This is a genomic window from Nocardioides flavescens (assembly GCF_009823805.1).
GTDB lineage: Bacteria > Actinomycetota > Actinomycetes > Propionibacteriales > Nocardioidaceae > Nocardioides > Nocardioides flavescens.
Window position 1 is genome coordinate 245,897 of record NZ_WUEK01000001.1, and the last position, 25,294, is coordinate 271,190.

Below are 25,294 nucleotides of genomic sequence, written 5' to 3' on the forward strand. Positions count from 1 at the left end.
ACCGTCGCGGTGGTTGAGGAGGTCGTGCAACGACCGTCTCGAAACCACGTCCCAGCTCACGCCAGCGCCGCGGCCCGCACGCACATCACGTCGGGCAGGTTGGCGACGACGGGCCGCCAGGAGCTCGCGTCGTCGGTGGAGACCCAGACCGTGCCGTTGCGGGCGCCCACGTAGAGCCCGGCGGCCGGGTGGGTGTCGGCGCACATCGCGTCGCGCACGACGCCGACCCAGAAGTCGTCGGGGAGGCCGGAGCCGCTCGGCTCCCAGGTCTCGCCGGCGTCGCGCGAACGCCAGACCCGGGCCTGGCCGCGCGGCGGGTAGCGCCGGTCGCCGCCGTTCAGCGGGAAGACGAAGACGGTGTCGGGCTCGTGGGCGTGCACGACGACGGGGAAGCCGAAGTCGGCCGGCAGGCCCGCGGCGATCAAGCGCCAGGAGGCGCCGTGGTCGTCGGAGCGGTAGACGCCGCCGTGGTTCTGCAGGAACAGCCGCTCGGGCCGCGACGGGTGCCGGGCCACCTTGTGCACGCACTGGCCGAACTCGGGGAACTGCTGCCCCTCGGGCAGGAACTCCGCCCGGATGCCGACGTTGCGCGGCTCCCACGAGGCACCGGCGTCGCGGGTCTGGTAGACCCCGCCGGTCGAGATCGCGACGGTGATCGACGCCGGGTCGCTCGGGTGCGGCAGCACGGTGTGGAACGCCTGCCCGCCGTACCCCTCGCCCCACTGGGGCCGGTGGGGGTGGTCCCACAGCGCCTGCTCGAGGGCGAAGGTGCGCCCGCCGTCGTCCGAGCGCCAGACCGCCCCGGGCTCGGTGCCGGCCCACACCGTGTCGGGCTCGAGGCCGGCCACGAGCTGCCAGACGCGCTCGACGCTGGCGCCGGCGTACTCCGGGAACCGGATGCCGCCGACCTCGCCCTCCGCCCAGGTCGCCCCGAGGTCGTCCGAACGCCGCACGCTCGGCCCGAGCCAGCTCGACGAGGCCCCCGCGAGCAGGCGCGGCGGGTCGTGGCGGGTGTCGACGAGGCAGGAGTAGACCTCCTCCATGTCGAGGTGCGGGCCGGTGAAGCTCCACTCCTCGCGCGCCTCGTCCGAGCGGCCGACCCACAGCCCCTTGCGCGTGCCGACCATCAGCACCGTCGTCGTCATCACGACCTCCTCGTCCCGCCGTCCGCACGGCGCACTACGTTGACCCGGTGGCGGCCTCGGAATCATCGTCACCCTCGGGACGGGACCGCGTCTCCCCCGTCTGGCTCGTGCTGGGCGGCATCCTCTCGGTGCAGTTCGGCGCCAGCATCGCCAAGACGCTTTTCGACGAGGTCTCGCCCACCACGATCGTCTGGCTGCGCCTGGCCACCAGCACGGTCGTGCTCCTCGCGATCGCGCGTCCGCGGCTGCGCGGCCGCAGCCGCGAGGACTGGCTGGTCGTCCTCGGGTTCGGGGTCTGCCTGGGCGTGATGAACTGGGCGATCTACCAGGCCTTCGCGCGCATCCCGCTCGGCATCGCCGTGACGCTGGAGTTCGTCGGTCCCCTCACCCTGGCCGTCCTCGGCTCCCGCCGCCGGCGCGACCTCGTGTGGGTGGTCCTCGCCGGCCTCGGCGTCGTCCTGCTCGGTCTGCAGCCCGGCGACCTGACCTGGGCCGGCGTGGGCTTCTCGCTGCTCGCCGGCGCGATGTGGGCGGGCTACATCCTGCTCAGCGCCCGCACCGGCGCCCGCTGGCAGGGCGTCGACGGCCTCGCCGTCGCCAGCCTGGTGGCCGTGCTGCTTCTCAGCCCCCTCACCCTCGGCCGGTACGGCGAGCAGCTGCTCGACGTCCGCATCCTCGTCGTCGGTGCGCTGGTGGGGCTGCTCAGCTCGGTGATCCCCTACAGCTTCGAGCTGGTGGCGCTGCGCTCGCTGAGCCCCGCGACGTTCTCGATCCTGATGAGCCTCGAGCCCGCCGCCGCCGCCCTCGCCGCGCTGCTCGTCGTCGGCGAGCTGCTCGGTCCGGTGCAGCTGCTCGCGATGGCCTGCGTCGTCGCCGCGAGCATCGGCGCCACCCGCTCCGGGACCCTGCGCGAGCCCGCGCCCGACTGACGTCTGCGCCCGTCTCAGGCCCCCAGAGGCCTCTCAGCACTCGCTCAGCGGCTTGTTCACACGTTCTTCACGCGGGGGTGACGACAACCCCGACCTGTCCGACTAGGTTCGGTCCCGATGTCCCCCCTCATCGCCCTCTCCTCCCGGCTCGGCGCCTCGCGCAGGGTCGGGGCGGCCGTGAGCGCTGTCGTCTCACCATTGGTCGCCCCGGCGGTCGAGCGGGTGCGTGCCTGGCCGGTCGAGTCGCAGCTGCGGGCCCGGCGCAACGCGATGGTCGCGGGCACCGCGCTGGCCGCGCGGCGCGCCGAGCGCGAGGACGTCGAGGCGTTCCTCGCGGCGCGGACGCCCGGCGTACGCGCCGACGAGACACCGTCGGTCGCGCCCCACGCCGCCCACCACGCGGCGCACCACGCCGCCCACCACTGAGGCGAGCGCGACGCCGAACCCGTGACCTGGGTCACCGACCGGGGGCGGGGGCCTCGGGCACACTGGTGCACATGCGTACCTCGGCCGCACCGACGTCCGAAGCAGCACCGATCGCCTTCCGCGACGTCCTCTCCGACGACGGCACCCGCCTGACCGCCTGGACCAACGACCCCGACGGCACCATCGAGGGTCCGACGGTCCTGCTGTGCAACGGCCTCGGCACCAACCCCTGGTGCTGGCCCGCGCTGCTCGACCCCGACTGCGGCGTGCGCGTCGTGTCGTGGAACCACCGCGGCGTCGGCGGCTCGGACCGCCCCGAGGACCCGGCGCGTTGCGGCATCGTGGAGTTCGTCGAGGACGCGCTGTCGGTGATGGACGCCTACGGCGTGGACCAGGCGGTGCTGATCGGCTGGTCGATGGGCGTCAACACCGCCTTCGAGCTGGCCTTCCGCCACCCCGAACGGGTCCGTGGCATCTTCGCCGTCGCCGGCGTGCCGGGCGACACCTTCTCGACCATGCTCGGCCCGTTCCACCTGCCCCGCCGCGTGACGCGCACCGTCACGACGGCCCTGGCCCGCACCGTGCAGGTCGCCGGCCGCGCGGTCTCCCCGATCAGCACCCGGCTGCCCATCGGGCCGGTCGCCGTGACCGCGATCAGCCACTCCGGCTTCATGCTGCCCGTCGCCGACCCCGCGATGACCGCGCGGGCGGTGCAGGAGTTCCTCACCACCCCGCTGGAGTGGTACTTCCACCTCGCGCTCGCCACCGCCAAGCACGGCCGGGTCTCGCTGTCGCGGCTGCGCGTGCCGGTCACCCTCGTGGGCGGCACCTGGGACGTGCTGGCCGGCGCGCGCGACATGGCGACCGCGGCCGAGCGCATCCCCGACGCCGTCTACGTCGAGCTGTCCGGCAGCCACTTCCTGCAGATGGAGCAGCCCGAGCGGGTGCACGAACTGCTCCTCGAGCTGATCGCGCGGGCCTCCGCCTGATGCGGCGTCCCGCCGTCCTCGCGGTCGGTGCCCTGCTCGCGCTCGCCGCCTGCTCCTCCGGGTCCGGCTCCGAGCCCGACGCAGGTCGCGAGATCGGCGTGACCGTCTCGGCCGAGCCCGACGTGGAGCCCACGGCCAGCGCCGGCGCGTCGGGGACGGCGCCGAGGGTGGTCGGCACGATCGCCACGGGTCTCGACGCGCCCTGGGGACTGGCCTTCCTGCCGGGCGGCGACGCCGTGCTCACCGAGCGTGACACCGCCTCGGTCAAGGTGGTCGCCGCCGGGACCGGTGAGGTGGAGACGGTCGGCACCGTCGGGGAGGCCGCCCCGCAGGGTGAGGGCGGGCTGCTCGGCGTCGCCGTCTCCCCGTCGTACGACCAGGACGCGACGTTGTACTTCTACGTCTCCTCCGCGACCGACAACCGCATCGTCACCGCGACGCTGCGCGACGGCCGGCTCGGCCCGACCACGCCGATCCTGACCGGCATCCCGCTGGGCCAGATCCACGACGGCGGACGCCTGGCCTTCGGCCCCGACGGCATGCTCTACGCCTCGACCGGTGAGACCGGCCAGCCCGACCTCGCGCAGGACCCGGACAGCCTGGCCGGCAAGATCCTGCGCATCACGCCCACCGGCGAGCCCGCGCCGGGCAACCCGTCCGGCACGGCGGTGTTCTCGCTCGGCCACCGCAACGTGCAGGGCCTCGCCTTCGACGGCGACCAGCTGTGGGCCTCGGAGTTCGGGGCGTCCACGAGCGACGAGCTCAACCGCATCGACGCAGGGGCGAACTACGGGTGGCCGGCGTTCGAGGGCACCGGCGGCACCGCCGACGGCTTCGTCGACCCGCAAGCCACCTGGGACACCGACTCCGCCTCCCCCTCCGGCCTCGCCTACGCCGACGGGGCGCTCTGGATGGCCGCCCTCAAGGGCAACCGGCTCTGGAAGATCCCGGTCACCTCCTCGTCCGACGGCTCCGGTGCCGACCAGCAGGCCGGCACGCCCGAGGAGTACCTCGTCGGCGACTACGGCCGCCTGCGCACCGTCGTACCCGCCCCCGACGGGACCCTGTGGGTCACGACCTCCAACCGCGACGGCCGCGGCCGCCCCGGCCCCGACGACGACCGCATCCTCCAGGTGAGCCCCACCGGCTGACGCCGACCCGGCGCAAAGTGCTGCTCCACGTACGCCGACCCGGCTGAAAGTGCTGCTCGAAGTACGCCGACCCGGCTCAAATTGCTGCTCCGCGTACGCCGACCCGGCTGCAAGTGCTGCTCCACGCACGTCGACCCGGCTGAAAGTGCCGTCGGCGGACGACACTTCGCGCCGGGTCGGCGTCGTTCGCACCGCACTTCACGCCGGGTCGGCGTCGCTCAGGCAGCAGTTCGCGCCGGGTCGACGTGACCGCGGACGGTGGCGCGGCGGGCGGCGCGGCGCAGGGTGGTGAGGACGGCGGGGCCGAGGACGGCGATGGCGACGGCGTTGGTGATCGCGCGGCCGGTGTCGAAGGAGCCGGTCGAGGTGATGAGGGTGAATGCGCCGAAGCGGCGGAGGTTCTCCCACAGCGGGGCGCCGGGATCGAACGACAGCGCGGTCTGCTCGTGTCCCGGGACGACGATGCCGAGCAGGAACGGCCAGCCGGAGAGGTTCATGAGCAGGCCGTAGAGGTACGCCGCGAGCACGCCGTAGACCACCAGCATGACGATCTCGGCGCGGCCGGTGACCCGCCGGGGCAGCAGCCCCGCACCCATCCCGACCCACGCCGAGACGAGCATCTGGAACGGCAGCCACGGCCCGACGCCGGCGGTCATCAGCGCCGAGGCGAACAGCGACGTCACCCCCAGCACGAAGCCGAACCCGGGGCCGAACACCCGCCCGGCCAGCACCAGCAGGAAGAAGACCAGCTCGATGCCACCGGTGCCGGCGGAGATGCCGCGCAGGACCGCGATCACCGCGGACAGCACCCCCAGCACCGCGAGCACCCGGGTGTCGAGCCCGCCCTCGCTGAGCTCGGCGAGCACCACCGCGATCACCACCGGCAGCAGCGCGAGGAACAGGAACGGCGGGTCGATCCGCTCGGTATCGGGCGGCACCCGCAGCAGCAGCGGCCAGAGGAGCATCATCAGCCCGCCGAGCGAGGCGAGCGCGAGCACCAGCGCGGTGCGCCGGGAGACGGGTACGGCGGCAGGCGTGCTCACGAGCCACGTCCCTCGAGCGCGGCGGCGACCTCGTCGACGCGCAGCCACGGCGCCCCGAGCACCTTGGTGACCTGGGGGGCGAAGGCGGGCGACTCGGCGACGACGCGGCGGGCCGGTCCGCGGGAGACGACCTCTCCGTCGGCGAGCACGACGACCTCGTCGGCGGCCTGGGCGACGAACTCGACGTCGTGGGTCGAGACGACGACGGTGCGCCCGTCGGTGGCGAGGCGGCGCAGGGTCCGGGCCAGCGCCGCCTTGGCGCCGTAGTCGAGACCGCGCGTCGGCTCGTCGAGCAGCAGGACCGGCGGGTCGCCGGCCAGCACGAGCGCGAGCGCGAGGGCCAGGCGCTGACCCTCGGAGAGGTCGCGCGGGTGCCGGTCGCCGGGGATGCCCGGCACCAGCTCGTCGAGCAGCCCGCGAGTGCGGGGGCCGCCTGCCGCGCACTCCTCGTCGACGGTCTCGAGGTAGAGCAGGTCACCGGCCTGCTGCGGCAGCAGTCCGACCAGCGAGCGCCGGCCACCCGCCTTGAGGTCGGCCGGGTCGGAGCCGGAGGGCGCCACCCTCACCGACCCGGCCTGGCGCGGCCCGGACCCCTGCACCGCCCACAGCAGCGACGACTTCCCCGCGCCGTTGCGCCCCATGAGGGCCGTGACCCGCCCGGCCCCGAGCGGCAGCGACACCTCGCGCACCGCGACGGTGCGCCCGTGGACCACCGAGAGGCGGCGTACGTCGACACCGGGCGCAGGGTCGACAGACACGGCCTCAGCAGGCGGGACGAGGTCGAGTGCCCGTGCCCGACGACGCGCCTCGCGCACGCTGAGCGGCAGCGGCGACCAGCCGGCCGCGCGGCCGAGCTCGACGAGCGGCGGCACGACAGGCGAGGTCTCCAGCAGGTCGGCCGGCTCCCCCACCTGGACGCGGCCGTCGGCGCCGAGCAGCACCATCCGGTCGGCGAACGGCACGACCCTTTCGAGGCGGTGCTCGGCGAGCAGCACCGTCACGCCGAGGTCGTGGACGAGGCGGGTGAGCGTCGCCAGGACGTCCTCGGCGGCGGTCGGGTCGAGCGCGGAGGTGGGCTCGTCGAGCACGAGCAGTCGCGGGTGCATGGTGAGGACCGCGCCGATGGCGACGCGCTGCTGCTGCCCGCCCGAGAGCGTGCGCAGGTCGCGGCCGCGGAGGTCGGCGATGCCGAGCAGGTCGAGGGTCTCCTCGACGCGGCGGCGCATCGTCTCGGGCGGCAGGCCGAGCTGCTCCATGCCGTAGGCGAGCTCCTCCTCGACCGTGTCGGTGACGAACCCCGCGAGCGGGTCCTGGCCGACGTAGCCGACGGCGTGGGCGCGCTCGCGCGGCGCCGCGTGCACGACGCTGACGTCGTCGAGGAGCACGTCGCCGACCAGGGTCCCCCCGGAGAAGCGCGGCACCAGGCCCGTCACGACCCCGAGCAGCGTCGACTTGCCGGAGCCGGTCGGGCCCGAGACGAGCACGAGCTCGCCGTCGGCGAGGTCGAGGTCGACGTCGCGCAGGACGGGTGTGCCGTCGTAGTCGACGCTGACACCCCGCAGCTCGAGCAGGCTCATGACGTCACCGGCCGGGGCTCGGGGGCGGCGACCGCGGCGAGCAGACCGACCAGCGAGCCGAGCAGCGCCACGAGTGTCACCTGGGGGAACGACGCGAGGTCGGGGTAGGCGACGACGAGCTGGTGCTCGGAGACCCAGTGCAGCACCGCCCCGGTGGCGATGCCCGAGGCCATCACCGCGAACTCCGGCCAGCGCCACGGGTCGGGCCGGTAGCGGGTGCGCCCGACGCGGCGCCCGGCGCTCAGCAGGCCGGCGACGGCGGCGGCGACGCCCAGCACGAGCATCGGCGTGCCCAGCAGCCGCGGCACCGAGGTGTCGAGCACGGCGTAGGTGCCGACGCAGACCCCGCACAGACCGGTCAGCATCAGGGCGCCGGTGACGCGGCGCTCGGCCGGGGTGGCGGTGCCGGCCCGTCCGTAGCCCCGGGTGTCCATGCCCGCCGCGAGCTGCAACGAGCGGTCGAGGGCGTCCTCGAGGACCGGCACGAGCTGGCGCCGCAACCGACCCGTACGCCGCTCGTCGCCCGCCCGCAGCGCCTGCGCGGCGCGCACGCGGCGCGCGCTCTCGGCCAGTTGGGGCAGCACCGTCACGGCGACGACGAGCGCGGTGCCGACCTCGTGCAGGGCCGCGGGCACCGAGCGCAGCAGCCGCTTGGGGTTGGCCAGGGCGTTGGCCGCACCGACGCAGACGACGACGGCGCCGAGCCGCAGGCCGTCGTACAGCCCCGCGAGCACCGACTCCCGCGTCACGGGCCCGAGCAACCGCAGGCCCAGCACCCAGTCGGGCAGCGGCACCTCGGGCAGGTCGAGCAGCACGTGCCCGCCGCCGACCCCACCGCCGAGCAGCACCCGGAACAGCACCCGCATCACCACGATGACCACCGCGACGAGCACGTAGAGCCGGAACGCCCGTGCCCACGGCTGCTCCGAGCGCCGCGCGAACACCACGAGCGAGGCCACCGCCACCACCGTCAGCAGCACCAGCGGGTTGGTCGTGGAGGACGCGGCGACGGCGAGCCCGATGGCCCACACCCACCAGGCGACGGGATGCAGGTCCCGTGGCAGGCGGGCCGAGCTCATCCCCCGATCATCCGTGGTCGCGAGACCCGCCGGGGAATCGGCGGCGGGGCCGGCGCTCAGACGTCGGCGGGCGCCTCGGCGCGGTTGCGCCCGGCGAGCCCGCCGAGCAGCGCGAGGACCGAGGTGATGAGGAGCAGCAGGCCGGGGATGAGCCACACCGGTGCTCCGCCGCCGGTGGTCGGCTCGGGTGCGGCGCTGGCGAGGTAGGTGTCGCTGGCGTCGGCCTCGGTCTGCGCCCCGGCGGCCGGGGACGCCGCGGCGGTCGACGGGACGGCGGCGGCACTGGGGCGGACGGGCTTCGCGGGCTTGCTCGCTGCGGCCGCCGACGCGGACGAGACGGGCGCCGGGGGCGCGTACTGCGAGGCGCTGGAGCCGCTCGTGGTCGGGGCGTACGTCGGTCGACTGGTCGGCTGGGCCTGCGACTGGCCGCCGTTGTTGCTGCTGCCGTTGTTGCTGCTGTGGTCGCTGGTGCCCCCCTGGCCACCGTTGCTGCCGCTCCAGCCGCTGGAGCCGCCCTTGCCGTCGTTCTTGCCGCCACCGGACTTCGGCGGCTTGGGGTCCTTGCCCTGCCCGGGCGCGCCGTGGGTGGGCTGGACGGTCGCCGAGGCCGGCTGCGGCTGCGCGGCCGCGGTCGTCGGATCGGCGGCCTGGACGGTCGGCGACGGCTGGGTCGGAGCGGTGGGGGTCTTGGTCGGGGCCTGGCCGGGGCCCTGCCCCTGACCCGGGCCGTTGGGGTCGGTCGGACGCTGCGTCGGCTTGGTCGGCGCGGTCGGCGTGGCGCGGAGCGCCGCGGCGCTCGCCCGCACGACCGACTGCGAGACCTGGGCGGCCTGACCGAGCGCGGCCTGCGGCCACCAGGCGACCAGCCCGGCCGCGAGGCCGAGGAGGACGGCGACCAGCGCTCGGGCGAGGCGGGTGCGGCTCGGGCTCACCGTCGGCTCCTGTGCGGTGGAGGCGGACCGTGCCGGACGGGTCCGGACGGTGGTCTGGTCGACCTCGCGGAGACTAACCCACGAGGACCCACAGCACCGCCACAGCGAGGTGTCAGCCTGTGGACTGCCGACGGCGACGCACGACGAACGCGCCCGCCGCTGCACCGAGCACCAGCACGATCACCAGCGGAGCCACCCACGCGGGCAGCGCCCCGTCGGTGGTCGCCGACGCCGGTGAGGCGTCGTCGTACGGCGCGTCGTTCGCCGCGCTCGACGGCAGGACCTCGCTCGGGCTCGGGGCTGCTGACGACGGCGTCGCCGGCGACGTCGGTGCCGGCGCCGGGGCACTCGGTGCGGTCGACGGCTGGACGGCCGAGGCCGACGCAGAGGCAGGGGACGACACCGACGCGGAGGCGGACGGGCTGCTCGACGGAGCCGTCGGAGCGGTCGTCGGCTCCGTGCTGGGCTGACGCGTGGGCCGAGACGTCGGCTGGCGGGTCGGCTGGCGGGTCGGCTTGGCGCTCGGCTTGGCGCTCGGCTGACGCGTGGGAGCGGCGGTGGGGCTCGGTGCCGCGGACGCCGGAGCGGCGTTGACGGGCGGCGCGACGGCAGGGGCGGTGCGCGTGCTGCTGTCCTGCCAGACGAAGGCGACCGACCCGCCCTCGGGGACGCGGAAGCCGCTGACCCCGTAGCTGGCGTAGGTCCAGGTGCCGGTGCCGGTGCGGCCGTCGGACCACCACAGACCCCAGTAGGCGTTCGCAGCCGGCGTGTCGACGCACGCCTCGTCCGAGCCCGACGGCTGGCCGGCGACCCGGCACACGAAGCCCGGCTGGCTCTGCACGTAGGTGAGGGGGAAGCCGGCGTCGGGGAAGAGCGCGGCGGGGGTCCGGCCGCCGGCCACGCAGCCGGACTGGACGGACCCGCCGAGCGAGCCGGGGTCGACGACGACGCTGGCCCCGGCCGACGTGGAGCACGTCGCGGCCTGAGCGGCCGGCGCGCTCGCGAGTCCCGCCGTCGTCGCCGCCGCGGTCACGAGGACCGCGGCGGCGAGACGAGCGGTGTGGCGCAGGAGGGACACCGTCAGCGCGTCACGGTGAAGCGGTAGACGGCCTTGCGGTTGCCGTACGCGCCCTGGGCGACGAGCTTGTGCTGGCCGAGGCCGTAGCGGGCCCGGAAGCGAGCGACGAAGACGCCCTTGGCGTTGGCCTTGCCCTTGGCGACGACCTTGCCGTCGACGACGATGCGGGCGCGCTCCTTCGAGGCCAGCTTGCGGACCTTGACCACGACGCGGTCGCCGCGCTCGACGCGCTTGGCGAAGGCCGCCTTGAGCCGGGTGCGCGGGAGCGGGGTGACGGTCTTGGCGACCTCGCCGGGGCCGGTCGTGGCCGACACGGTGTAGGCCTCGGTCGCCTTGCGGCGGGTCTTGACGGTGACCTCGACCTTGCCGCCGGTGACGGTCACGGCCTGCGTGCCGGTCGGCGTGGTGACGCAGACCCGCTCGCCGTCCGGGGCGCCCTTGATGCGGAAGGTCGACGTGGCACCGGCCTTGACGTAGCCGCCCTTGGGGCCGCGCAGGCGCAGCTCGGACTTGGCCGTCTTGTCCCACGGCAGGCCGAGCGCGGCCTGCGCGGTCGGCAGGCGCCAGGAGTAGACGTCGGCCGGGTCGATGCCGTTGGTCCTGCCGTCGGTCAGCGTGGCCTGGTCGTAGGCGACCGCTCCGACCGCCGTGGCGAGCGGACCGGTGGTGCCGGCCGGCACCTGCAGGCTGCGCAGGAACGTCCCCGCGCGGTCGGCCGCACCGACCTCGCACGACGCGCCGAGCGCGGCGGCGGCCAGGCCCGTGCTGTTGGTGTTGGCCGACGGCACGAAGCTCGAGCCGATGAAGGAGCCGTCCGCCGCCTGACGTGCCTTGAGCCAGGCGATCGCCCGGTCGACGGCGGCCTTGACGTTGGGCTCGGCGAGCCGGCCCTGCAGCCCGAGGACGGCCTGGGCGGTCGCGTCGGTGTCGGGAGCGGACTCGTCGCCGCACGCGGTGCCCTCGAAGGGGATGAAGAAGCCGGCCGGGCACTGCTGACCGAGCAGGAAGGCCGTTGCCTGGGCGGCCTCGGGGCTCTTCGCCGCGGTCAGGGCGTCGACGCCGAGCGCCTGGCCGTAGGCGGAGTAGCTGCCGCCGTTGGAGTCGGTGAGCTTGCCGTCGGCCGCGGTCAGCGACTCCAGACGGCTCACCAGGTTGACGCCGCCGAAGGCCGTGCCGTTGCCGCCGGTGGCCTGCACCAGGTCGAGGACCTGCGCGGTGCGGACGCCGTACTGCGTGGCGCCGTTCTGGATGTAGTCGTTGACCGACGGGGCGATCGCGTCGCGGATCTGGGTCGCGACGGCGGGGTTGCCGCCCTCGAGCTGACCGAGGGCGATGTCGATGCTGACGCTGTAGTTGACGGTGCCGCCGGGACGGAACAGGCCGTTGCTGAGCTGCGTGGTGAGCCACGAGGCGGCCGACGTGCTGGACGGGCCGGGGGCGGCCTGGGCGGCCGGCCCGAACCCGGAGACGAGCCCCAGGGCGAGAGCCGGCGCGGCGACGAGTGCCGCGACCCGGCGGGTGGTGGTGCGCATGGTGGTCCTTCCCGCTGCACGAGCGGGCAGGCTCCACGAGGGAGTCCGACCCGCTGCGTTCCTCGACAGCGACTGGTCAGGAAACGCACCGCGGCAGGTGCTCCGGCTCGCTCGCCCCTCGCGCGGCGTACGGACTCGTACGGCGGGAGGCGGGCCTACGGTTGCGGGTCAGCGCCGGACTCGGACCGGCTTCCCCTGCTGTGGGCGTCGACTGGATGGAGTTGTCAGATCCCCGGCACCGTACCTCGCCCCCGGCACGGCGGAGAATCGCGCGCCGGGCGGGGGCACTTCCTGACGTTCTGGGGTGTTGCAACACCCCAGAACGGTCGGGATCCCAGCAGATGCTGGGATCCCGACACCCTCAGGACAGCTTGGCCAGGATCAGCTCGCGCACCTTGCCGGCGTCGGCCTGCCCGCGCATCGACTTCATGACGGCGCCGATGAGGGCGCCGGCGGCGGCGTGCTTGCCGTCGCGGATCTTGTCCGCGACGTCGGGGTTGGCGGCGATGGCCTCGTCGACGGCGGCCGAGAGGGCGCCGTCGTCGGAGACGATGGCCAGGCTGCGGGCGGCGACGATCTCGGCCGGGGTGCCCTCGCCGGCGAAGAGGCCGTCGAAGACCTGGCGGGCGAGCTTGTCGTTGAGGGTGCCGTCGTCGACGAGCCCCTGCACGGCGGCGACGTCGGCCGGGGTGACGCCCAGCGAGGTGAGCTCCTGGCCCGCGTCGTTGGCGCGGCGGGCGAGCTCGCCGAGCCACCACTTGCGGGCGGCCTGCGGGGCGGCGCCGAGGGCGACGGTCTCCTCGACGAGACCGAGGGCGCCCGCACCGACGGTGTCACGCATCTCGAGGTCGCTGAAGCCCCACTCCGACTGCAGCCGGGCGCGCTTCTCGGTGGGGTTCTCGGGCAGCGTGCCGCGCAGCTCCTCGACCCACTCGCGCGACGGCGCGACGGGCACGAGGTCGGGCTCGGGGAAGTAGCGGTAGTCCTCGGCGTCGGACTTCTCGCGCCCGCTCGTGGTGATCCCGGTGTCCTCGTGCCAGTGGCGCGTCTCCTGCAGGATCGAGCGGCCGGAGTCGAGCACCGCCGCGTGGCGCTGCATCTCGTAGCGCACCGCGCGCTCGACCGAGCGGAACGAGTTGACGTTCTTGGTCTCGGTGCGGGTGCCAAGCGTGCCCGACCCCTTCGGCGAGAGCGAGAGGTTGACGTCGGCGCGCAGGTTGCCCTGGTCCATCCGCGCCTCGGAGACGCCGAGCGCGACGATGAGGTCGCGCAGCTGCGCGACGTACGCGCGGGCGACGGCCGGGGCCTTCTCCCCCGCGCCGAGGATCGGGCGGGTGACGATCTCGATGAGCGGGATGCCGGCGCGGTTGTAGTCGACCAGGGAGTGGTCGGCGCCGTGGATGCGACCGGTGGAGCCGCCGACGTGGGTCGACTTGCCGGTGTCCTCCTCCATGTGGGCGCGCTCGATCTCGACGCGGAACGTCTCGCCGTCCACGTCGACGTCCATGTAGCCGTCGAAGCAGATCGGCTCGTCGTACTGCGACGTCTGGAAGTTCTTCGGCATGTCCGGGTAGAAGTAGTTCTTCCGCGCGAAGCGGCACCACTCGGCGATCTCGCAGTTGAGCGCGAGCCCGATCCGGATCGCGGACTCCACGGCCTTGCCGTTGACGACCGGCATCGCGCCGGGCAGGCCGAGGCAGGTCGGGCAGACGTGGCTGTTGGGCTCGCCGCCGAAGGTCGCGGGGCAGCCGCAGAACATCTTGGTCGCGGTGTTGAGCTCGACGTGGACCTCGAGCCCGAGGGCCGGGTCGTACGCCGCGAGCACGGTGTCGAAGTCGACGAGCTCGACGTCGTCGTGGGAGGTCGTGGTCATGCGGACGCACCTTCCGAGGGCAGGGCCGGGGCCTGGGCGAGCAGCGGGCCGCCCCACTGCTCGACCAGCAGGGACTCGAGCGCGGCGCCAACGCGGTAGCAGCGGTCGTCGGCGAGCGCGGGGGCCAGGATCTGGAACCCGGCCGGCAGGCCGTCCTCGGAGGCGAGGCCGCTGGGCACCGAGATGCCCGGCACGCCGGCGAGGTTGGCGGGGATGGTGGCGAGGTCGTTGAGGTACATCGCCAGCGGGTCGTCGACCTTCTCCCCGATCGGGAACGCCGTGGTCGGCGCGGTCGGCGAGACCAGCACGTCGACGCTCTCGAACGCCGCGGCGAAGTCTCGGCTGATCAGCGTCCGCACCTTCTGCGCCTGGCCGTAGTAGGCGTCGTAGTAGCCGCTGGAGAGGGCGTAGGTGCCGATCATGATGCGGCGCTTGACCTCGTCGCCGAAGCCGGCGGCGCGGGTGGCCTTCATGACCTCCTCGGCGGAAGGCGAGGCGACGCCCTCGGGCAGCACCCGCAGGCCGTAGCGCATCGCGTCGAACTTCGCGAGGTTGCTCGACGCCTCGGCCGGCATCACGAGGTAGTAGGTCGCCAGCGCGTGCACGAAGCTCGGGCACGACACCTCGACGACGTCGGCCCCGGCCTTGACGAGCAGGTCGAGCGACTCGCGGAACCGGTCCTGCACGCCCGCCTGCCAGCCGTCACCACCCAGCTCGGTGATGACGCCGATGCGCACCCCGCTCATGTCACCGGTCGCGCCCTGGCGGGCGGCGTCCACGATGCCGGGCAGCGGCTGGGCGATCGAGGTGGAGTCGAGCGGGTCGTGGCCGCCGATCAGCTCGTGCAGCAGCGCCGCGTCGAGGACGGTGCGGGTGACCGGGCCGACCTGGTCGAGGCTGTTGGCCATCGCGACGAGGCCGTAGCGCGAGACCCCGCCGTACGTCGGCTTGGTGCCGACGGTGCCGGTCACCGCACCGGGCTGGCGGATCGAGCCGCCGGTGTCGGTGCCGAGCGCCAGCGGCGCCTCGAAGGCGGCCACCGCGGCGGCCGAGCCGCCGCCCGAGCCACCGGGGATGCGGGTGAGGTCCCACGGGTTGTGGGTGGGGCCGTACGCCGAGTGCTCGGTCGAGGAGCCCATGGCGAACTCGTCCATGTTGGTCTTGCCGAGGATCGGCAGCCCCGCCTCACGGAGCTTGGCGACCACCGTGGCGTCGTACGGCGGGACCCAGCCCTCGAGGATCTTGGAGCCGCAGGTGGTCGGCAGACCGCGGGTGGCGAGCACGTCCTTGACCGCGATCGGCACGCCGTCGAGGGCCGAGGCCGGCTGCCCGGCGGCGCGGCGCTCGTCGGCCGCGGCGGCCTGGGCGAGCGCGCCCTCGGCGTCGACGTGGAGGAAGGCGTGGACCGCGCCGTCGACGGCGGCGATGCGGTCGAGGCTCGCACGCGTGAGCTCGACGCTGGTGGTCGCGCCGGAGGCGAGGTCGTCGGCGAGGTCGGCCGCGGAGCGGGTCAGGACCTCGGGCAGGTCGGCGCTCACTGCTCGTCCCCCAGGATGCGCGGCACGGAGAAGCGCTGCTGGTCCACGTCGGGGGCCCCCGAGAGCGCCTCGGCGGGCGTCAGGCTCGGGCGCACGACGTCGTCGCGGAAGACGTTGGTCAGCGGCAGCGCGTGCGACGTCGGGGGGACGTCGTCACCGGCCACCCCGCGGATGGAGGCGACGGAGTCGAGGATCACCGACAACTGGGGCGCGAGGTGGTCGAGCTCGGCGTCGGTGAGGTCGATCCGGGCGAGGTCGGCCAGGTGGGCCACCTCGTCACGGGAGAGCGAGTCGGGCATGGGGTCGATCCTAGGGAAGTGCGACGACGGCCGGGTCGCCGCCTTGCGGCGACCCGGCCCGCGCTGTGCCGGGCGCTACTTCCTCGCCTTCACCGTGAGCTTCGTGGTGCCCGAGGCGGCGGCGTGCGACGTGTCACCGGAGTAGGCGACGACGACCTTCCAGACGCCGCGGGTGAGCCGGGGCAGCGTCACCCTCTGCGTGGTGCCGGAGACGGCGACCCGGACGACCTTCGACTTCTTCGTCCCCTTCTTGGTCAGCGCGACCTCGAGGGCGCCGCTCGGCACCGAGGTGGTGCCGTCGAGGGCGACGGCGAGCTTCGCACGGCGGCCGACGACGGGCTTGCCCTTGATCGTCGCGGTGACGCTCGGGGTGGCCTTGACGACCGCAGCAGGCGTGGTCGGCTGGGTGGGCTGCGTGGTCACCGGGGCCTGCAGGCGCGTCCAGTCGATCGCGACCGGGGTCTCGGTGTCCTGAGTGGTGTTCGACCGGGTGTGGGCCTGCCAGGTGTAGACGGAGTACGCCTTCGTGCGGTCGAGGCGGGCCGTCGGTGCGGTCAGCGAGGTCGAGAACGAGCCGCTGGTGAGCGCCGAGGCCGGGACCCAGGTCGCGGCGGCGAAGGCGTCCATGCCATCGCGCGAGCCGGTCGGGGGCAGGCCACCCGCCGGGGCCAGGCCGACGTAGATGCCGTTGTCGCCGATGTTGGTCACCCCGCGGAATCCGGTGCCGGTCGCCGCGACGGTGAGGCCGGCGGTCGGGCTGGCGTCGCTGACCCGCGCGGTCACCGTCGGGGTCGGCACGCCGGCGGTGAACGACGCGACCTGCTTCTTCAGGTCCGAGGCCGGGTTGGTCCCGGTGGCGTAGAAGTGTGCCCGCACCCCGCTGGTGAGGTTGCCGAGGAACGACGCGGCGAACGACTTGCCGTCGACCGGCTTGCCGGCGCCGATGCCGAGGGCGGTCGCCTCGGCGCTGTCGGCGGGGAGCACGCCGGCCCAGTCGGGTGTGGCGGCGAGCGTGGTGGGGTCCGGCCGGGTCGAGGCCGCGAAGGTCGCGACGACCACGCGAGCCGGGTCGGTGCTGGCTGCGGGGCCGCCGAAGGCGGCGTTCGAGGCAGACACGACGGCGGTGAGGCGGCCGCTGCCGTCAGGGCCGTAGGTCACGGCCGGGTCGGCGAGGGTGACGGTGTAGAGGGTCGTGCCGGCGTTGACGAACGACCCGGCCACGGACCCGGCGTACTGCACCGTCGAGGCGCGCGTCGCGACCTCGTAGGTCGCGGTGCCGCCGGGGAAGCTCACGACGCCGTCGGCGTCCTCGGTGGCGCCGCCGCCGAGGACGTGGGTGGAGAGGTGGTCGTCGAACTGCTGGGACACCTCCCAGGCCAGCACGGGTGCGGGGGCGGCGGCCTGGGCCTGCACGGGCGCCAGCGCGAGGAGCCCGCCGGTGGCGAGCGCTCCCGCGACGGTGCCGACCGCGCAGCGGCGTGTGCGGGTGACGAGGGTGGACATGGTGGTTCCTCTCGGGGTGGGACCGGGTGGGTGGAGAGCTCGCGTCACGGACGTCTCACCGACGGCGTGCGGAGCGGGGTGGGACGAGCAGGCTGGCGGCGGCGAGCAGCAGCAGGGCGCTGCCGAGCCACCACGGCCAGGGGTCGGAGGCGGGGGTCGCCGGGATGACGGCCGCGACGGGGGCCACCCGGGTCGCGGTCGGCGGCTGCGCGAGCAGGGCACCCGCCGCCGCGTCCTCCGGGACCGGGTCGGCGGCGGTCGGGGCCGCCAGCGGGGGCACCGCCACCGGCTGGGGCTGCGACGCCGCGGTGGGCGTGGCGGAGGCGCTCGGGGTGGGGGTCGGGTCGGGCGTGGAGGACGACGGACGGACGGGCGCGGAGTTCTGCACCGACGGCGGCCGCGTCGCGGGGGCGCTCGTCGGTGGCGCGGCCGGCGGACCGCCCGCGGCGTCGAGGCCGACGGTCAGGGGCAGCGCGACCTTGAAGGGGTCGGTGGAGGTGCCGGAGGAGTACCAGAACGCCGCCGCGCCGAGCCGGTCGAGCTGGTCGACGAACGACTGCGGGAACGACCCGCTGCTCGGCGTACCGGTCACCTGCGGGACGCCCGAGACCGTGACGCCGAGGTAGGCAGGGGTCGCCGTGAAGCCACGCGGGTCGGACAGGTCGACCGCCGGGAGGGTGGCGAGGGTGACGACCTGCGCCGGCACCTCCTGCCACACGGTCTGGTCGGTCTGCGACGAGGCGTGGCCGCCGACGCTGGCCCGCAGCTCGCCACGGCCGCCGGCGACCTCGAGGACGGGGTCGGAGACGACGAACGCCGACATCCCGGAGTAGTAGAGGACGCTGACGGAGCCGCTCCACGAGATCCGGGCGGTGCCCGCCGCGGCGTCGACCTCACCGCTGCCGCCGGCGAAGACGAACGTGTGGTCGCTCGTGGTGCCGGCCGCCGGCGGACCGAGCGGGGCGCCGTCGCTGGTGGTCGACAGGCCGGCCCAGGTGGCGGGCTGCCAGGCGCCGCCGGTCCACTTCTGCACCGAGACCGCACCGTCGCTCTGGCGCCACTGCTCGGGCGCGATCTGCACTCCCCCGCGGCCCGGGTCGGGGTGGCGCCCGGCCGAGAAGAGGTTGACCGTGCCGGGGGCGTGGGCGCGGTTGCCCGACTCACGGCTCAGCCCCCAGCGCAGCGTGGCGCCGGTGACGTTGATGGTGCTCGTCGGGGTGGCCGTGGGGGTCGGGGTCGGCTCCTCGCTCGCGACCGCCCGGGCTGGGAGGGCGACGAGCACCAGCGCCACGAGGACCGCCCTACGCACGACGCGTCCTGCGGCGTACGACGACCAGGCGGGCGAGGGCGAGCAGCAGCACCGCGGCCGAGCCGGCCGCGAACAGCACGGCCCCGCGCTCGTCGGGCACCTCGGCGGCGACGGGCGTGGTCACAGGGGTGGGAGCGGTGTCCGGCGTCGAGACGTCGGTGACGGCGAAGCTCACCGACGGCGGCTCCTCGACGCCGAACAACCGCAGCTCGTGGGTCCCCACCTCGGTCGAGGCGGGGATGGAGACGACGCCGGCGAGGCGACCGTCGGGGCCGACCAGGAACGGGCCGGCGCCGGCCGCGCCGTCGTCGAGGACGGCGGAGACCTGGCTGCCGGGCGTGAGCCCGGCGGCGGTGAAGGCCAGGACGTTGCCCGGGCGCGCGGAGGCCCGGTCGACCTCGAGGGTCGCGGGGACGGCCTTGCCGGGGCGAGGACGCTTCGTGCCGGCCGGCTCGTCCGTCGGCTCGTCCGCCGGCTCGGCGGTGGGTGCCGCGGTCGACACGTCGTCGCCATCCGTGGTGGTGCTCGCCGGGGTCGAGGCGGCCGGCTCGGTCGGTGCGACCGAGGCGACCCGCACGGGGGTGAAGGACTCGTTGCGGGCGTTGACGACGCCGTGGGCGCCGACGGTGATGACCCCGCAGGTGACCCGGCGGCAGTCGACGCGGCGCACCGCGCCGTCGCGGTCGACGGTGTCGAACGCTGCGCCGGGCACGTTGATCGTGGTCGACCAGGAGCCGTCGGCGCGCATGGTCGAGGTGGCCGAGCCGGCGGTGTCGGAGCCCGGGAAGGCGATGAACCGCTGGTGGCCTGCGTTGTCGGCCGACTCGTCGTCGGGCACGTAGAGCAGGTCGCGCCCGGTCTGGCCGCCCTGGCTCGGGCGCCAGGTGCCGCTGACCGTGCCGAAGAAGACGTAGATGCCGCCGTGACCGCCGGCGACCGACTGGAACCCGCGGCCGGTGACGGTCAGCGTGGTGAGGTACGTCGGGTCGACGGTGGCCGTGCCCCCGTCGCCCGTCACCGTCACGCGGGCGGCGGCGTGTGCCGGGGCGACAGGCACGAGCAGCGCGATCGCGGCGAGCAGCACGATCAGGACACGGCGCACGGCGCCTCCTTCGTCGAGGTGCGGACCGGCACGACGACGAGCGACCCGCCGACGTCGACCACCCGCACCGGGTGCTGGTAGACGCGGCTCACGAGCTCGTCGGTGAGCACGGCCGCGGGCGGCCCGTCGGCGGCCACGACGCCGTCGGACAGCACCGCCACGCGGTCGGCGTACGCCGCGGCGAGGGAGAGGTCGTGCAGCACGACGACCACGGCGGCACCCTCGTCGGCGGCGGCGCGGGCGACGCCCAGCACGGCCTCCTGGTGGCGCACGTCGAGGGCGGCGGTGGGCTCGTCGAGCAGCAGCACGGGTGCGGCCTGGGCGAGCACGCGCGCGAACGACACCCGGGCCTGCTCCCCTCCCGACAGGGTCGGGAAGAGCCGCAGCGCGAGCGGGGTGACGTCGGCGCGCTCCATCGCCGCGGCCACGAGCAGCTCGTCGTCGGCGGCGGCCGGCGTGCGGTGCCACGGGGCCCGGCCCATCGCGACGACGTCGGCGACGCGGAACCCGAAGGCGAGGCCCTGGCGCTGCAGCAGCACCGCCCGCCGGCGGGCCAGCTCGCGGGCGGCGAGCGAGGCGAGCGGCCGCCCGTCGAGGGTGACCGTGCCGCGCTCGGGCACGACGTCGCCGGACAGCACCGACAGCAGCGTCGACTTGCCGGCGCCGTTGGGTCCGACCAGCGCCACGAGCTCGCCTGCCCCGACGCTCAGCGAGACGCCGCGCAGCACGTGCGCCTCGCCGAGGCGAACGTCGACGGCCTGCGCCGCGAGGCTGTGCTCGTGGGAGCTCACGCCCAGCCCCCCGCCGTACGACGGGCGCGGCGGATCAGCCAGAAGAAGAACGGGCCGCCGACGAGCGAGGTGAGCATCCCGATCGGGAGGTCGGCGTACTCCACCGCGGTGCGCGCCCACAGGTCGGCGAGCACGAGCAGCACCGCCCCGCCGAGCGCGGACGCCGGCACGAGCAGGCGGTGGCCGGGGCCGGCGGCGAGGCGGACCAGGTGGGGCACGACGAGCCCGACGAACGCGATCACCCCGCAGAAGGCGACCGCGGCGGCGGTGAGCAGCGCGACGACGACGATCGTGGTGAGCCGCAGCCGCTCGACGTCGACGCCGACGTGGCGGGCGGCCCGGTCGCCCAGGGCGAGCAGGTCGAGCGGCCGGGCGAGGAGCAGCGCGGCGACGAGCCCCACGGCCGCGACCGGCACCATGACGGCGAGGTGCTCCCAGCGCGAGCCGTTGAGGCTGCCCAAGGTCCAGAAGACGATCTCCTCGCGAGCCTGGGTGTCGCCGAGGAACATCAGGAACGCCAGGCCGGCGCTGGTCATCGCGTTGAGGGCGATGCCGGTGAGCACCAGCGTCACCGTCTCGGTGCGCCCGGCGTCGCGCGAGAGCAGGTAGACCAGCAGCGTCGTGGCCAGTCCGCCGGCGAACGCTGCCACCGCGACGCTCCAGGTGCCGAGGAAGGTCCAGCCGAAGACGATGACGGAGGCCGCCCCGAGCGCGGCCCCCGACGAGACGCCGACGACGCCCGGCTCGGCGAGCGGGTTGCCGAAGACGCCCTGCATCAGCGCACCGGCGGTGGCCAGCGCAGCTCCGGCGACGGCGGCGGTCAGCACCCGCGGGAAGCGGACCTGCCACAGCGTCGCCTCGCCCTGGGGGTGGCTCGGCAGCGGGCCGACGTCGAGCCCGACGCGGTGGAACAGGGAGCCGAGCACCTCGCCCGGGGGCACGTCGAGCTGCCCGCGTCCGGCGGCGACGACGAGCGCGGCGCCGAGGGCGGCACCGAGTCCGGCCAGGAGCCCGACCCTCCCCGCCCGGATCCGCGGACGCGCCAGGGCCGTCGTGCCGGCGGGCAGTGTGGCGGTCACGCGACCGCCTCGGGGGCGTACATCGCGACGGCGAGCGCCTCGAGCACCTGGGCGGTGAGCGGTCCGAACCCGAGCACCTGGGAGTCGTCCATGTCGACGAAGCGGCGGTGCTGGCCGGCCGGGGTGGTGGCGAGGGCGGGCAGCCGCTCGAGCAGGCCGTCGACGCCACCGGCGGACTCGAGGCCCTTGCTCATCACGAGCACGACGTCGGGCTGGGCGGCGACGATGCCCTCGTCGGTGACCGGCTTCATTCCGTCCCAGCCGATCTCGTCGGCGACGTCGTAGCCGCCCACCGCCTCGATCAGCCCGTCGGCGCCCGAGCCCTCGCCGAACATGTAGTAGACGCCGGACTGCCCGCGCACGTAGAGGAAGACGGTGCGCAGCCGGCGGCTCTCCTCGGCCGGGGCGATCCCCGCGATCTCGGCCCGCACCCGGTCGACCTCGGCGGCGGTGCGTGCGGCGAGGGCCGCGCCCTGCTCGGGGACGCCGAGCGCCTCGGCGACCGAGGTCGTCAGCGATGCGACGTTGTCGAGGCTGCGCGTGGAGTCGAGCACCACCACCGGCACGCCCGCCTCGCGCACCTGCAGGACGACGTCCCACGGCCCCAGGGTGGTGTCGGTGATGAGCACCGTCGGGTCGAGGGCGAGGATCGCCTCGGCCGAGAGGTCGTGCCCGCCGCGCGTGACCAGCGGCAGGTCGGCGGCCTCGGCGAACTGCGTCGAGACGTCGCGCCCCACGACCGCGTCGCCGAGACCGAGCTCGAAGACGGTGCGCGCGAGCGTGCCGTAGACGTCCAGCGCCAGGATCCGGCTGGTGTCGGTCACGGTGACCTCCGTGCCCTGGGCGTCGGTGACGGTCACGGGCAGCTGCGAGGTCGGGGCGTCGGCCACCGGCTCGACGGCGGGGTCGGCGACGACCGCGCTCGTCGGGCCGTCGTACGCGCGGGGGTCGGCGGCCGGCGTCACGTCGGCCAGCGAGACTCCCCCGACCGACGAGCCGCCGTCTGCGGTGGCGCCGGGGTCGGGGGCGTCGATGCCGCACCCGCCCAGCAGCGCCGTCGACGCCAGCACGGACGCCAGCACGGCTGCGGCGACGAGACGTGTGCGCACGACTCCTCCGTTCCTGAGATGAGGTAAGCCTTACCTGAGTGAGGTGAGGCTAACCTATGCGCAGTTCGGCGTGGCAGGGACCGTCCCACCGACGGGACGGCGTAGCGTTCCCACTGCGCCCACCGCCTGAGACCTGTCTCAGGCCGAGCCCCGACTGGAGCCCCGTGACCGTCCTCGACACCCCCCTCGACCAGCCGCTCTCGATCGCCATGCGCGACGGCAGCCGCGCCGAGCACGAGGCCGCCGAGGGCTCGTCCTTCGTCGGCGAGCTGATGGCCGGCCGCGTCGACGAGACGGGCTACGCCGCCTACCTTCGCCGTCTGCGCGCGGTCTACGCCGCTCTCGAGACCGCCGGCCGTGAGCGCGCCGACGACCCCTACGTCGCCGCCGTGCGCGACGTCGCCCTCGAGCGGCTCGACGCCCTCGACGCCGACCTCGACCACTGGGCGCCCGACGTCTCGCACGACCTGGCGCCGGGCGAGTCGCCCGCGGCGGCGGCGTACGTCGACCGCCTGGAGGCCAGCGCCGCCTGGGGTGGGCTCTTCGTCGCCCACCACTACACGCGCTACCTCGGCGACCTCTCCGGCGGCCAGGCGATCGGGCGCACCCTCGACCGCGAGTTCGGGCTGGAGGGTCGCGGCACCGACTTCTACCGCTTCGCCGCGATCCCCAAGCCCAAGCCCTACAAGGACTCCTACCGCGCCCGCCTCGACGCGCTGACCTCCAGTCACGACGACAAGGCCCGCGTCGTCGCCGAGGTCCAGGTCGCCTTCCAGCTCAACCGCGCCCTCTTCGTCGAGCTCGGCACCCACCTCCCCGCCTGGCGTCGTACGCCGCGGGAGGGCTGAGCTCGGGCCGGCCCGCGCCCGTTCCACCGGGTACCCGGTGAAACTCACGCTCCCAGCACGAAACTTCCTACGGCAAGCACCAGTTCCGTGACCCCAGTTCGCCATCGGCGTCCGCCCGCGTCCAGTACGTCGCCGGCCGCCAGTTTCACCGGGTACCCGGTGAAACTCACGCTTCCCGCACGAAACTTCGTACGGCAAGCACCAGTTCCGTGACCCCAGTGGGACACCTGTGGCGCTGGCGACTCCGACAACCCCTACCAACCGATCCGCGTCCGCGCGCATCCTTCCTGGTGACCGACTGACGGACACCGAGGACGAGCGGGGAGGCGACGCGATGGGCCAGGACGCCACACCGGGGTTGCCGTCGTTCACCGAGTTCGTCGAGGTGGCGTGGCCGGGGCTCTACCGCACGGCCTACCTGCTGCTCGGCGACCACCAGCTCGCCGAGGACCTCGTGCAGGACGCGCTCGCCAAGACCTACGCATCCTGGCGGCGGGTCCGGGAGCCGGCCGCGGCCCGTGCGTACGCCCGCACCGTGCTGGTCAACACCGCCGCCTCCTGGTTCCGTCGCCGCTCGTGGCGGCGCGAGTGGCCCACCGACGAGCTGCCCGAGACCGCCACCGGGCACGACCCGTCCGACCGCCCCGCGGTCGTCGCGGCCCTGCGCACGCTCCCGCCCCGCCAGCGGGCGGTCGTGGTGCTGCGCTACTTCGACGACCTGAGCGTGCGCGAGGTCGCCGACACCCTGGGCATCAGCGAGGGGACGGTCAAGAGCCAGACCTCGCACGCCCTCGACCGGCTGCGCGTCGCCCTCGGCGACGACGTGGTGCCCGCCCCCGCCCGGGGCCTCCCGAGGAGCCGACCGTGACCGAACGCCTCACCGACCTCATGCAGCGCGCCGTCGACGACCTGCGGGTCCCGCCGGCCCCCACCGAGCGCGTCGTCGCGCAGGGACGGGCCGTACGCCGCACCCGCCGCCGCACCGCCGCGGCCGTCACCGCGGCCGTCGTCCTGGTCGCCGGCATCGGCGTCGGCGCGACCTGGCGCGGCACCTCCGAGGTCGAGCCGGCACGGCCCGACGACACCGGGAGAGCCGAGGACCTCGCGGGGAACGGCCCGGCACTCGCGGTGGGTTCGACGGTCGTCCTCGACGGCGGAGACGTCATCGCTCGCGTAGGGGCGGATGCAGTCCGGTCGCTCTACTACACGTCGGCCGGCGTCGTCGTCCGCCACGGGACTGACGCAGCCCAGGATGGATCAGCCGTGATGCGATTCTCGTTGCTGACAGCATCCGGGAGCCTTACTCGACTACCGATCGAGCTCCAGTCAGCCGTCCCGTCAACCGATCCCACGGAGCCTTACCTGGCCTTCTCGACCGTGGCTGAGGGCACCGTCCAGGTGGTCGTGCTCGACGTTCGCGACGGGGTCGAGGCAGCACGTGTGCCGGTGCCCCAGGTCGCGAAGTGGGGAGCCTGGACCTCCCCCGTCGTCTCACTCGACGGTGACACCGTCTACGTCGGCAGCGCGGAAGGGTCCGTGTCTGTGGACTGGCGAACAGGCGAGGTGACAGAGACGGCCGAGGTCGACGTCTACCCGGACGTCCGAGGCGGCCACACCATCGCCACGGCCGACGGGGCGCCTATCGTCGTCGACGTCGCCACCGGCGAGCTGCTCGCCGGCACCACCGGTCGCAGCGGGATGCTCTCGTTGTCCCCGGACGGCCGCTACGCCCGGGTCGGCGAGCGGATCGTCGATCTCGAGACCCAGGCGATCACGCGGGTGGGCCTGCGCGGCCCGATCGGGTGGTCTCCCTCCGACGAGCCGTTCACCCTCGACGGCGACCGGCTGACCACGTGCTCGCCCACGACGGGCGAATGCGTCGAGACCCGTCTCGACCTGCCGGCCGGGGCCGGCAGCGACGACGTACGGCTCGGCGGAGTGACCTACGAGTCCTGATCCCCG

Annotated in this window: 23 protein-coding genes; 7 read left to right on the forward strand and 16 right to left on the reverse strand. The window is 74.7% G+C overall.

Translation table 11 applies throughout. The annotated features are described in order from the left end of the window. Window positions 1-56 precede the first annotated feature (56 nt). Window positions 57-1,145, reverse strand: a complete 1,089-nt coding sequence (locus GRQ65_RS01160; RefSeq protein ID WP_160874314.1) for a WD40/YVTN/BNR-like repeat-containing protein — start codon at window positions 1,143-1,145, stop codon at window positions 57-59. A 47-nt stretch (window positions 1,146-1,192) separates the two neighbouring features. On the opposite strand from GRQ65_RS01160, the gene GRQ65_RS01165 reads away from it, so the two are divergent. From GRQ65_RS01165 to GRQ65_RS01180, 4 genes are all read left to right on the forward strand, one after another. Then, window positions 1,193-2,074 carry an EamA family transporter gene (locus GRQ65_RS01165; RefSeq protein ID WP_160874316.1) on the forward strand — a complete coding sequence of 294 codons (882 nt, stop codon included), beginning with the start codon at window positions 1,193-1,195 and terminating at the stop codon, window positions 2,072-2,074. 117 nt (window positions 2,075-2,191) lie between these two features. Then, window positions 2,192-2,500 (forward strand): hypothetical protein, encoded by a 309-nt coding sequence (locus GRQ65_RS01170; protein WP_160874318.1) that lies wholly within the window; start codon window positions 2,192-2,194, stop codon window positions 2,498-2,500. Window positions 2,501-2,571: 71 nt separating this feature from the next. Continuing rightward, window positions 2,572-3,489: an alpha/beta fold hydrolase gene (locus tag GRQ65_RS01175; RefSeq protein ID WP_160874320.1), complete on the forward strand. Its 918-nt coding sequence runs from the start codon at window positions 2,572-2,574 to the stop codon at window positions 3,487-3,489. Then, entirely contained in the window at window positions 3,489-4,640 is a 1,152-nt protein-coding gene (locus GRQ65_RS01180; RefSeq protein WP_160874322.1) for a PQQ-dependent sugar dehydrogenase, read from the forward strand. The genes GRQ65_RS01175 and GRQ65_RS01180 overlap by 1 nt, the downstream gene beginning before the upstream one ends. 218 nt (window positions 4,641-4,858) lie before the next feature. Here GRQ65_RS01180 and GRQ65_RS01185 read toward each other — a convergent pair whose 3' ends face one another. The 15 genes from GRQ65_RS01185 to GRQ65_RS01255 all read right to left on the reverse strand — a co-directional run bounded on the left by GRQ65_RS01185 (window position 4,859) and on the right by GRQ65_RS01255 (window position 22,484). Next, window positions 4,859-5,608: an ECF transporter S component gene (locus GRQ65_RS01185; protein ID WP_160874904.1), complete on the reverse strand. Its 750-nt coding sequence runs from the start codon at window positions 5,606-5,608 to the stop codon at window positions 4,859-4,861. Window positions 5,609-5,679: 71 nt separating this feature from the next. Next, the gene (locus GRQ65_RS01190; protein WP_160874323.1) at window positions 5,680-7,260 is read right to left on the reverse strand and encodes an ABC transporter ATP-binding protein; all 1,581 of its coding nucleotides are present in this window, start codon (window positions 7,258-7,260) and stop codon (window positions 5,680-5,682) included. Continuing rightward, window positions 7,257-8,339: a CbiQ family ECF transporter T component gene (locus GRQ65_RS01195; protein ID WP_160874325.1), complete on the reverse strand. Its 1,083-nt coding sequence runs from the start codon at window positions 8,337-8,339 to the stop codon at window positions 7,257-7,259. The genes GRQ65_RS01190 and GRQ65_RS01195 overlap by 4 nt, the downstream gene beginning before the upstream one ends. 56 nt (window positions 8,340-8,395) lie before the next feature. After that, window positions 8,396-9,271: a hypothetical protein gene (locus GRQ65_RS01200; RefSeq protein ID WP_160874327.1), complete on the reverse strand. Its 876-nt coding sequence runs from the start codon at window positions 9,269-9,271 to the stop codon at window positions 8,396-8,398. A gap of 112 nt (window positions 9,272-9,383) precedes the next feature. Next, window positions 9,384-10,349 carry a PT domain-containing protein gene (locus tag GRQ65_RS01205; RefSeq protein ID WP_160874329.1) on the reverse strand — a complete coding sequence of 322 codons (966 nt, stop codon included), beginning with the start codon at window positions 10,347-10,349 and terminating at the stop codon, window positions 9,384-9,386. Window positions 10,350-10,351: 2 nt separating this feature from the next. After that, window positions 10,352-11,881, reverse strand: a complete 1,530-nt coding sequence (locus tag GRQ65_RS01210) for a hypothetical protein (protein WP_160874331.1) — start codon at window positions 11,879-11,881, stop codon at window positions 10,352-10,354. Between the two features lie 361 nt (window positions 11,882-12,242). Then, a complete protein-coding gene (gatB, locus tag GRQ65_RS01215; RefSeq protein WP_160874333.1) occupies window positions 12,243-13,754 on the reverse strand; it encodes an Asp-tRNA(Asn)/Glu-tRNA(Gln) amidotransferase subunit GatB in 1,512 nt (503 codons plus the stop codon). Further along, window positions 13,751-15,280 carry an Asp-tRNA(Asn)/Glu-tRNA(Gln) amidotransferase subunit GatA gene (gene gatA / locus GRQ65_RS01220; RefSeq protein ID WP_160874906.1) on the reverse strand — a complete coding sequence of 510 codons (1,530 nt, stop codon included), beginning with the start codon at window positions 15,278-15,280 and terminating at the stop codon, window positions 13,751-13,753. Before gatA ends, gatB begins: the two co-directional genes overlap by 4 nt. Window positions 15,281-15,288: 8 nt before the next feature. Further along, on the reverse strand, window positions 15,289-15,591 hold the full coding sequence (gene gatC / locus GRQ65_RS01225) for an Asp-tRNA(Asn)/Glu-tRNA(Gln) amidotransferase subunit GatC (RefSeq protein WP_160874335.1): 303 nt from the start codon (window positions 15,589-15,591) through the stop codon (window positions 15,289-15,291). Between the two features lie 75 nt (window positions 15,592-15,666). After that, complete coding sequence (locus tag GRQ65_RS01230) at window positions 15,667-17,094, reverse strand: HtaA domain-containing protein (RefSeq protein ID WP_160874337.1); 1,428 nt, start codon at window positions 17,092-17,094, stop codon at window positions 15,667-15,669. A gap of 55 nt (window positions 17,095-17,149) precedes the next feature. Next, window positions 17,150-18,403, reverse strand: coding sequence for an HtaA domain-containing protein (locus GRQ65_RS01235; RefSeq protein WP_160874339.1), 1,254 nt, complete (start codon window positions 18,401-18,403; stop codon window positions 17,150-17,152). Continuing rightward, window positions 18,396-19,505 (reverse strand): hypothetical protein, encoded by a 1,110-nt coding sequence (locus GRQ65_RS01240; RefSeq protein ID WP_160874341.1) that lies wholly within the window; start codon window positions 19,503-19,505, stop codon window positions 18,396-18,398. The genes GRQ65_RS01235 and GRQ65_RS01240 overlap by 8 nt, the downstream gene beginning before the upstream one ends. Further along, window positions 19,490-20,296: a heme ABC transporter ATP-binding protein gene (locus GRQ65_RS01245; RefSeq protein ID WP_337191412.1), complete on the reverse strand. Its 807-nt coding sequence runs from the start codon at window positions 20,294-20,296 to the stop codon at window positions 19,490-19,492. Before GRQ65_RS01245 ends, GRQ65_RS01240 begins: the two co-directional genes overlap by 16 nt. Next, entirely contained in the window at window positions 20,293-21,375 is a 1,083-nt protein-coding gene (locus tag GRQ65_RS01250; RefSeq protein ID WP_337191413.1) for a FecCD family ABC transporter permease, read from the reverse strand. The genes GRQ65_RS01245 and GRQ65_RS01250 overlap by 4 nt, the downstream gene beginning before the upstream one ends. Beyond that, on the reverse strand, window positions 21,372-22,484 hold the full coding sequence (locus GRQ65_RS01255) for an ABC transporter substrate-binding protein (RefSeq protein ID WP_160874343.1): 1,113 nt from the start codon (window positions 22,482-22,484) through the stop codon (window positions 21,372-21,374). The genes GRQ65_RS01250 and GRQ65_RS01255 overlap by 4 nt, the downstream gene beginning before the upstream one ends. Before the next feature lie 164 nt (window positions 22,485-22,648). Between GRQ65_RS01255 and GRQ65_RS01260 the strand changes: the two genes are divergently transcribed. The 3 genes from GRQ65_RS01260 (at window position 22,649) to GRQ65_RS01270 (ending at window position 25,288) form a co-directional block, all read left to right on the forward strand. Next, the gene (locus GRQ65_RS01260; protein ID WP_160874345.1) at window positions 22,649-23,332 is read left to right on the forward strand and encodes a biliverdin-producing heme oxygenase; all 684 of its coding nucleotides are present in this window, start codon (window positions 22,649-22,651) and stop codon (window positions 23,330-23,332) included. 334 nt (window positions 23,333-23,666) lie between these two features. Further along, window positions 23,667-24,200 carry a SigE family RNA polymerase sigma factor gene (locus GRQ65_RS01265; RefSeq protein ID WP_160874347.1) on the forward strand — a complete coding sequence of 178 codons (534 nt, stop codon included), beginning with the start codon at window positions 23,667-23,669 and terminating at the stop codon, window positions 24,198-24,200. Next, the gene (locus tag GRQ65_RS01270) at window positions 24,197-25,288 is read left to right on the forward strand and encodes a WD40 repeat domain-containing protein (RefSeq protein WP_160874349.1); all 1,092 of its coding nucleotides are present in this window, start codon (window positions 24,197-24,199) and stop codon (window positions 25,286-25,288) included. Before GRQ65_RS01265 ends, GRQ65_RS01270 begins: the two co-directional genes overlap by 4 nt. Window positions 25,289-25,294 lie beyond the last annotated feature (6 nt).

Excerpts from the sequence above, each read along its gene's own strand:
- gatC (WP_160874335.1), bottom strand. The coding sequence starts at position 15,591 with ATGCCCGACTCGCTCTCCCGTGACGAGGTGGCCCACCTGGCCGACCTC.
- GRQ65_RS01180 (WP_160874322.1), top strand. The coding sequence starts at position 3,489 with ATGCGGCGTCCCGCCGTCCTCGCGGTCGGTGCCCTGCTCGCGCTCGCC.
- GRQ65_RS01265 (WP_160874347.1), top strand. The coding sequence starts at position 23,667 with ATGGGCCAGGACGCCACACCGGGGTTGCCGTCGTTCACCGAGTTCGTC.
- GRQ65_RS01160 (WP_160874314.1), bottom strand. The coding sequence starts at position 1,145 with ATGACGACGACGGTGCTGATGGTCGGCACGCGCAAGGGGCTGTGGGTC.
- GRQ65_RS01185 (WP_160874904.1), bottom strand. The coding sequence starts at position 5,608 with ATGATGCTCCTCTGGCCGCTGCTGCTGCGGGTGCCGCCCGATACCGAG.
- gatB (WP_160874333.1), bottom strand. The coding sequence starts at position 13,754 with ATGACCACGACCTCCCACGACGACGTCGAGCTCGTCGACTTCGACACC.
- GRQ65_RS01230 (WP_160874337.1), bottom strand. The coding sequence starts at position 17,094 with ATGTCCACCCTCGTCACCCGCACACGCCGCTGCGCGGTCGGCACCGTC.
- GRQ65_RS01210 (WP_160874331.1), bottom strand. The coding sequence starts at position 11,881 with ATGCGCACCACCACCCGCCGGGTCGCGGCACTCGTCGCCGCGCCGGCT.
- GRQ65_RS01175 (WP_160874320.1), top strand. The coding sequence starts at position 2,572 with ATGCGTACCTCGGCCGCACCGACGTCCGAAGCAGCACCGATCGCCTTC.
- GRQ65_RS01170 (WP_160874318.1), top strand. The coding sequence starts at position 2,192 with ATGTCCCCCCTCATCGCCCTCTCCTCCCGGCTCGGCGCCTCGCGCAGG.
- GRQ65_RS01195 (WP_160874325.1), bottom strand. The coding sequence starts at position 8,339 with ATGAGCTCGGCCCGCCTGCCACGGGACCTGCATCCCGTCGCCTGGTGG.
- GRQ65_RS01190 (WP_160874323.1), bottom strand. The coding sequence starts at position 7,260 with ATGAGCCTGCTCGAGCTGCGGGGTGTCAGCGTCGACTACGACGGCACA.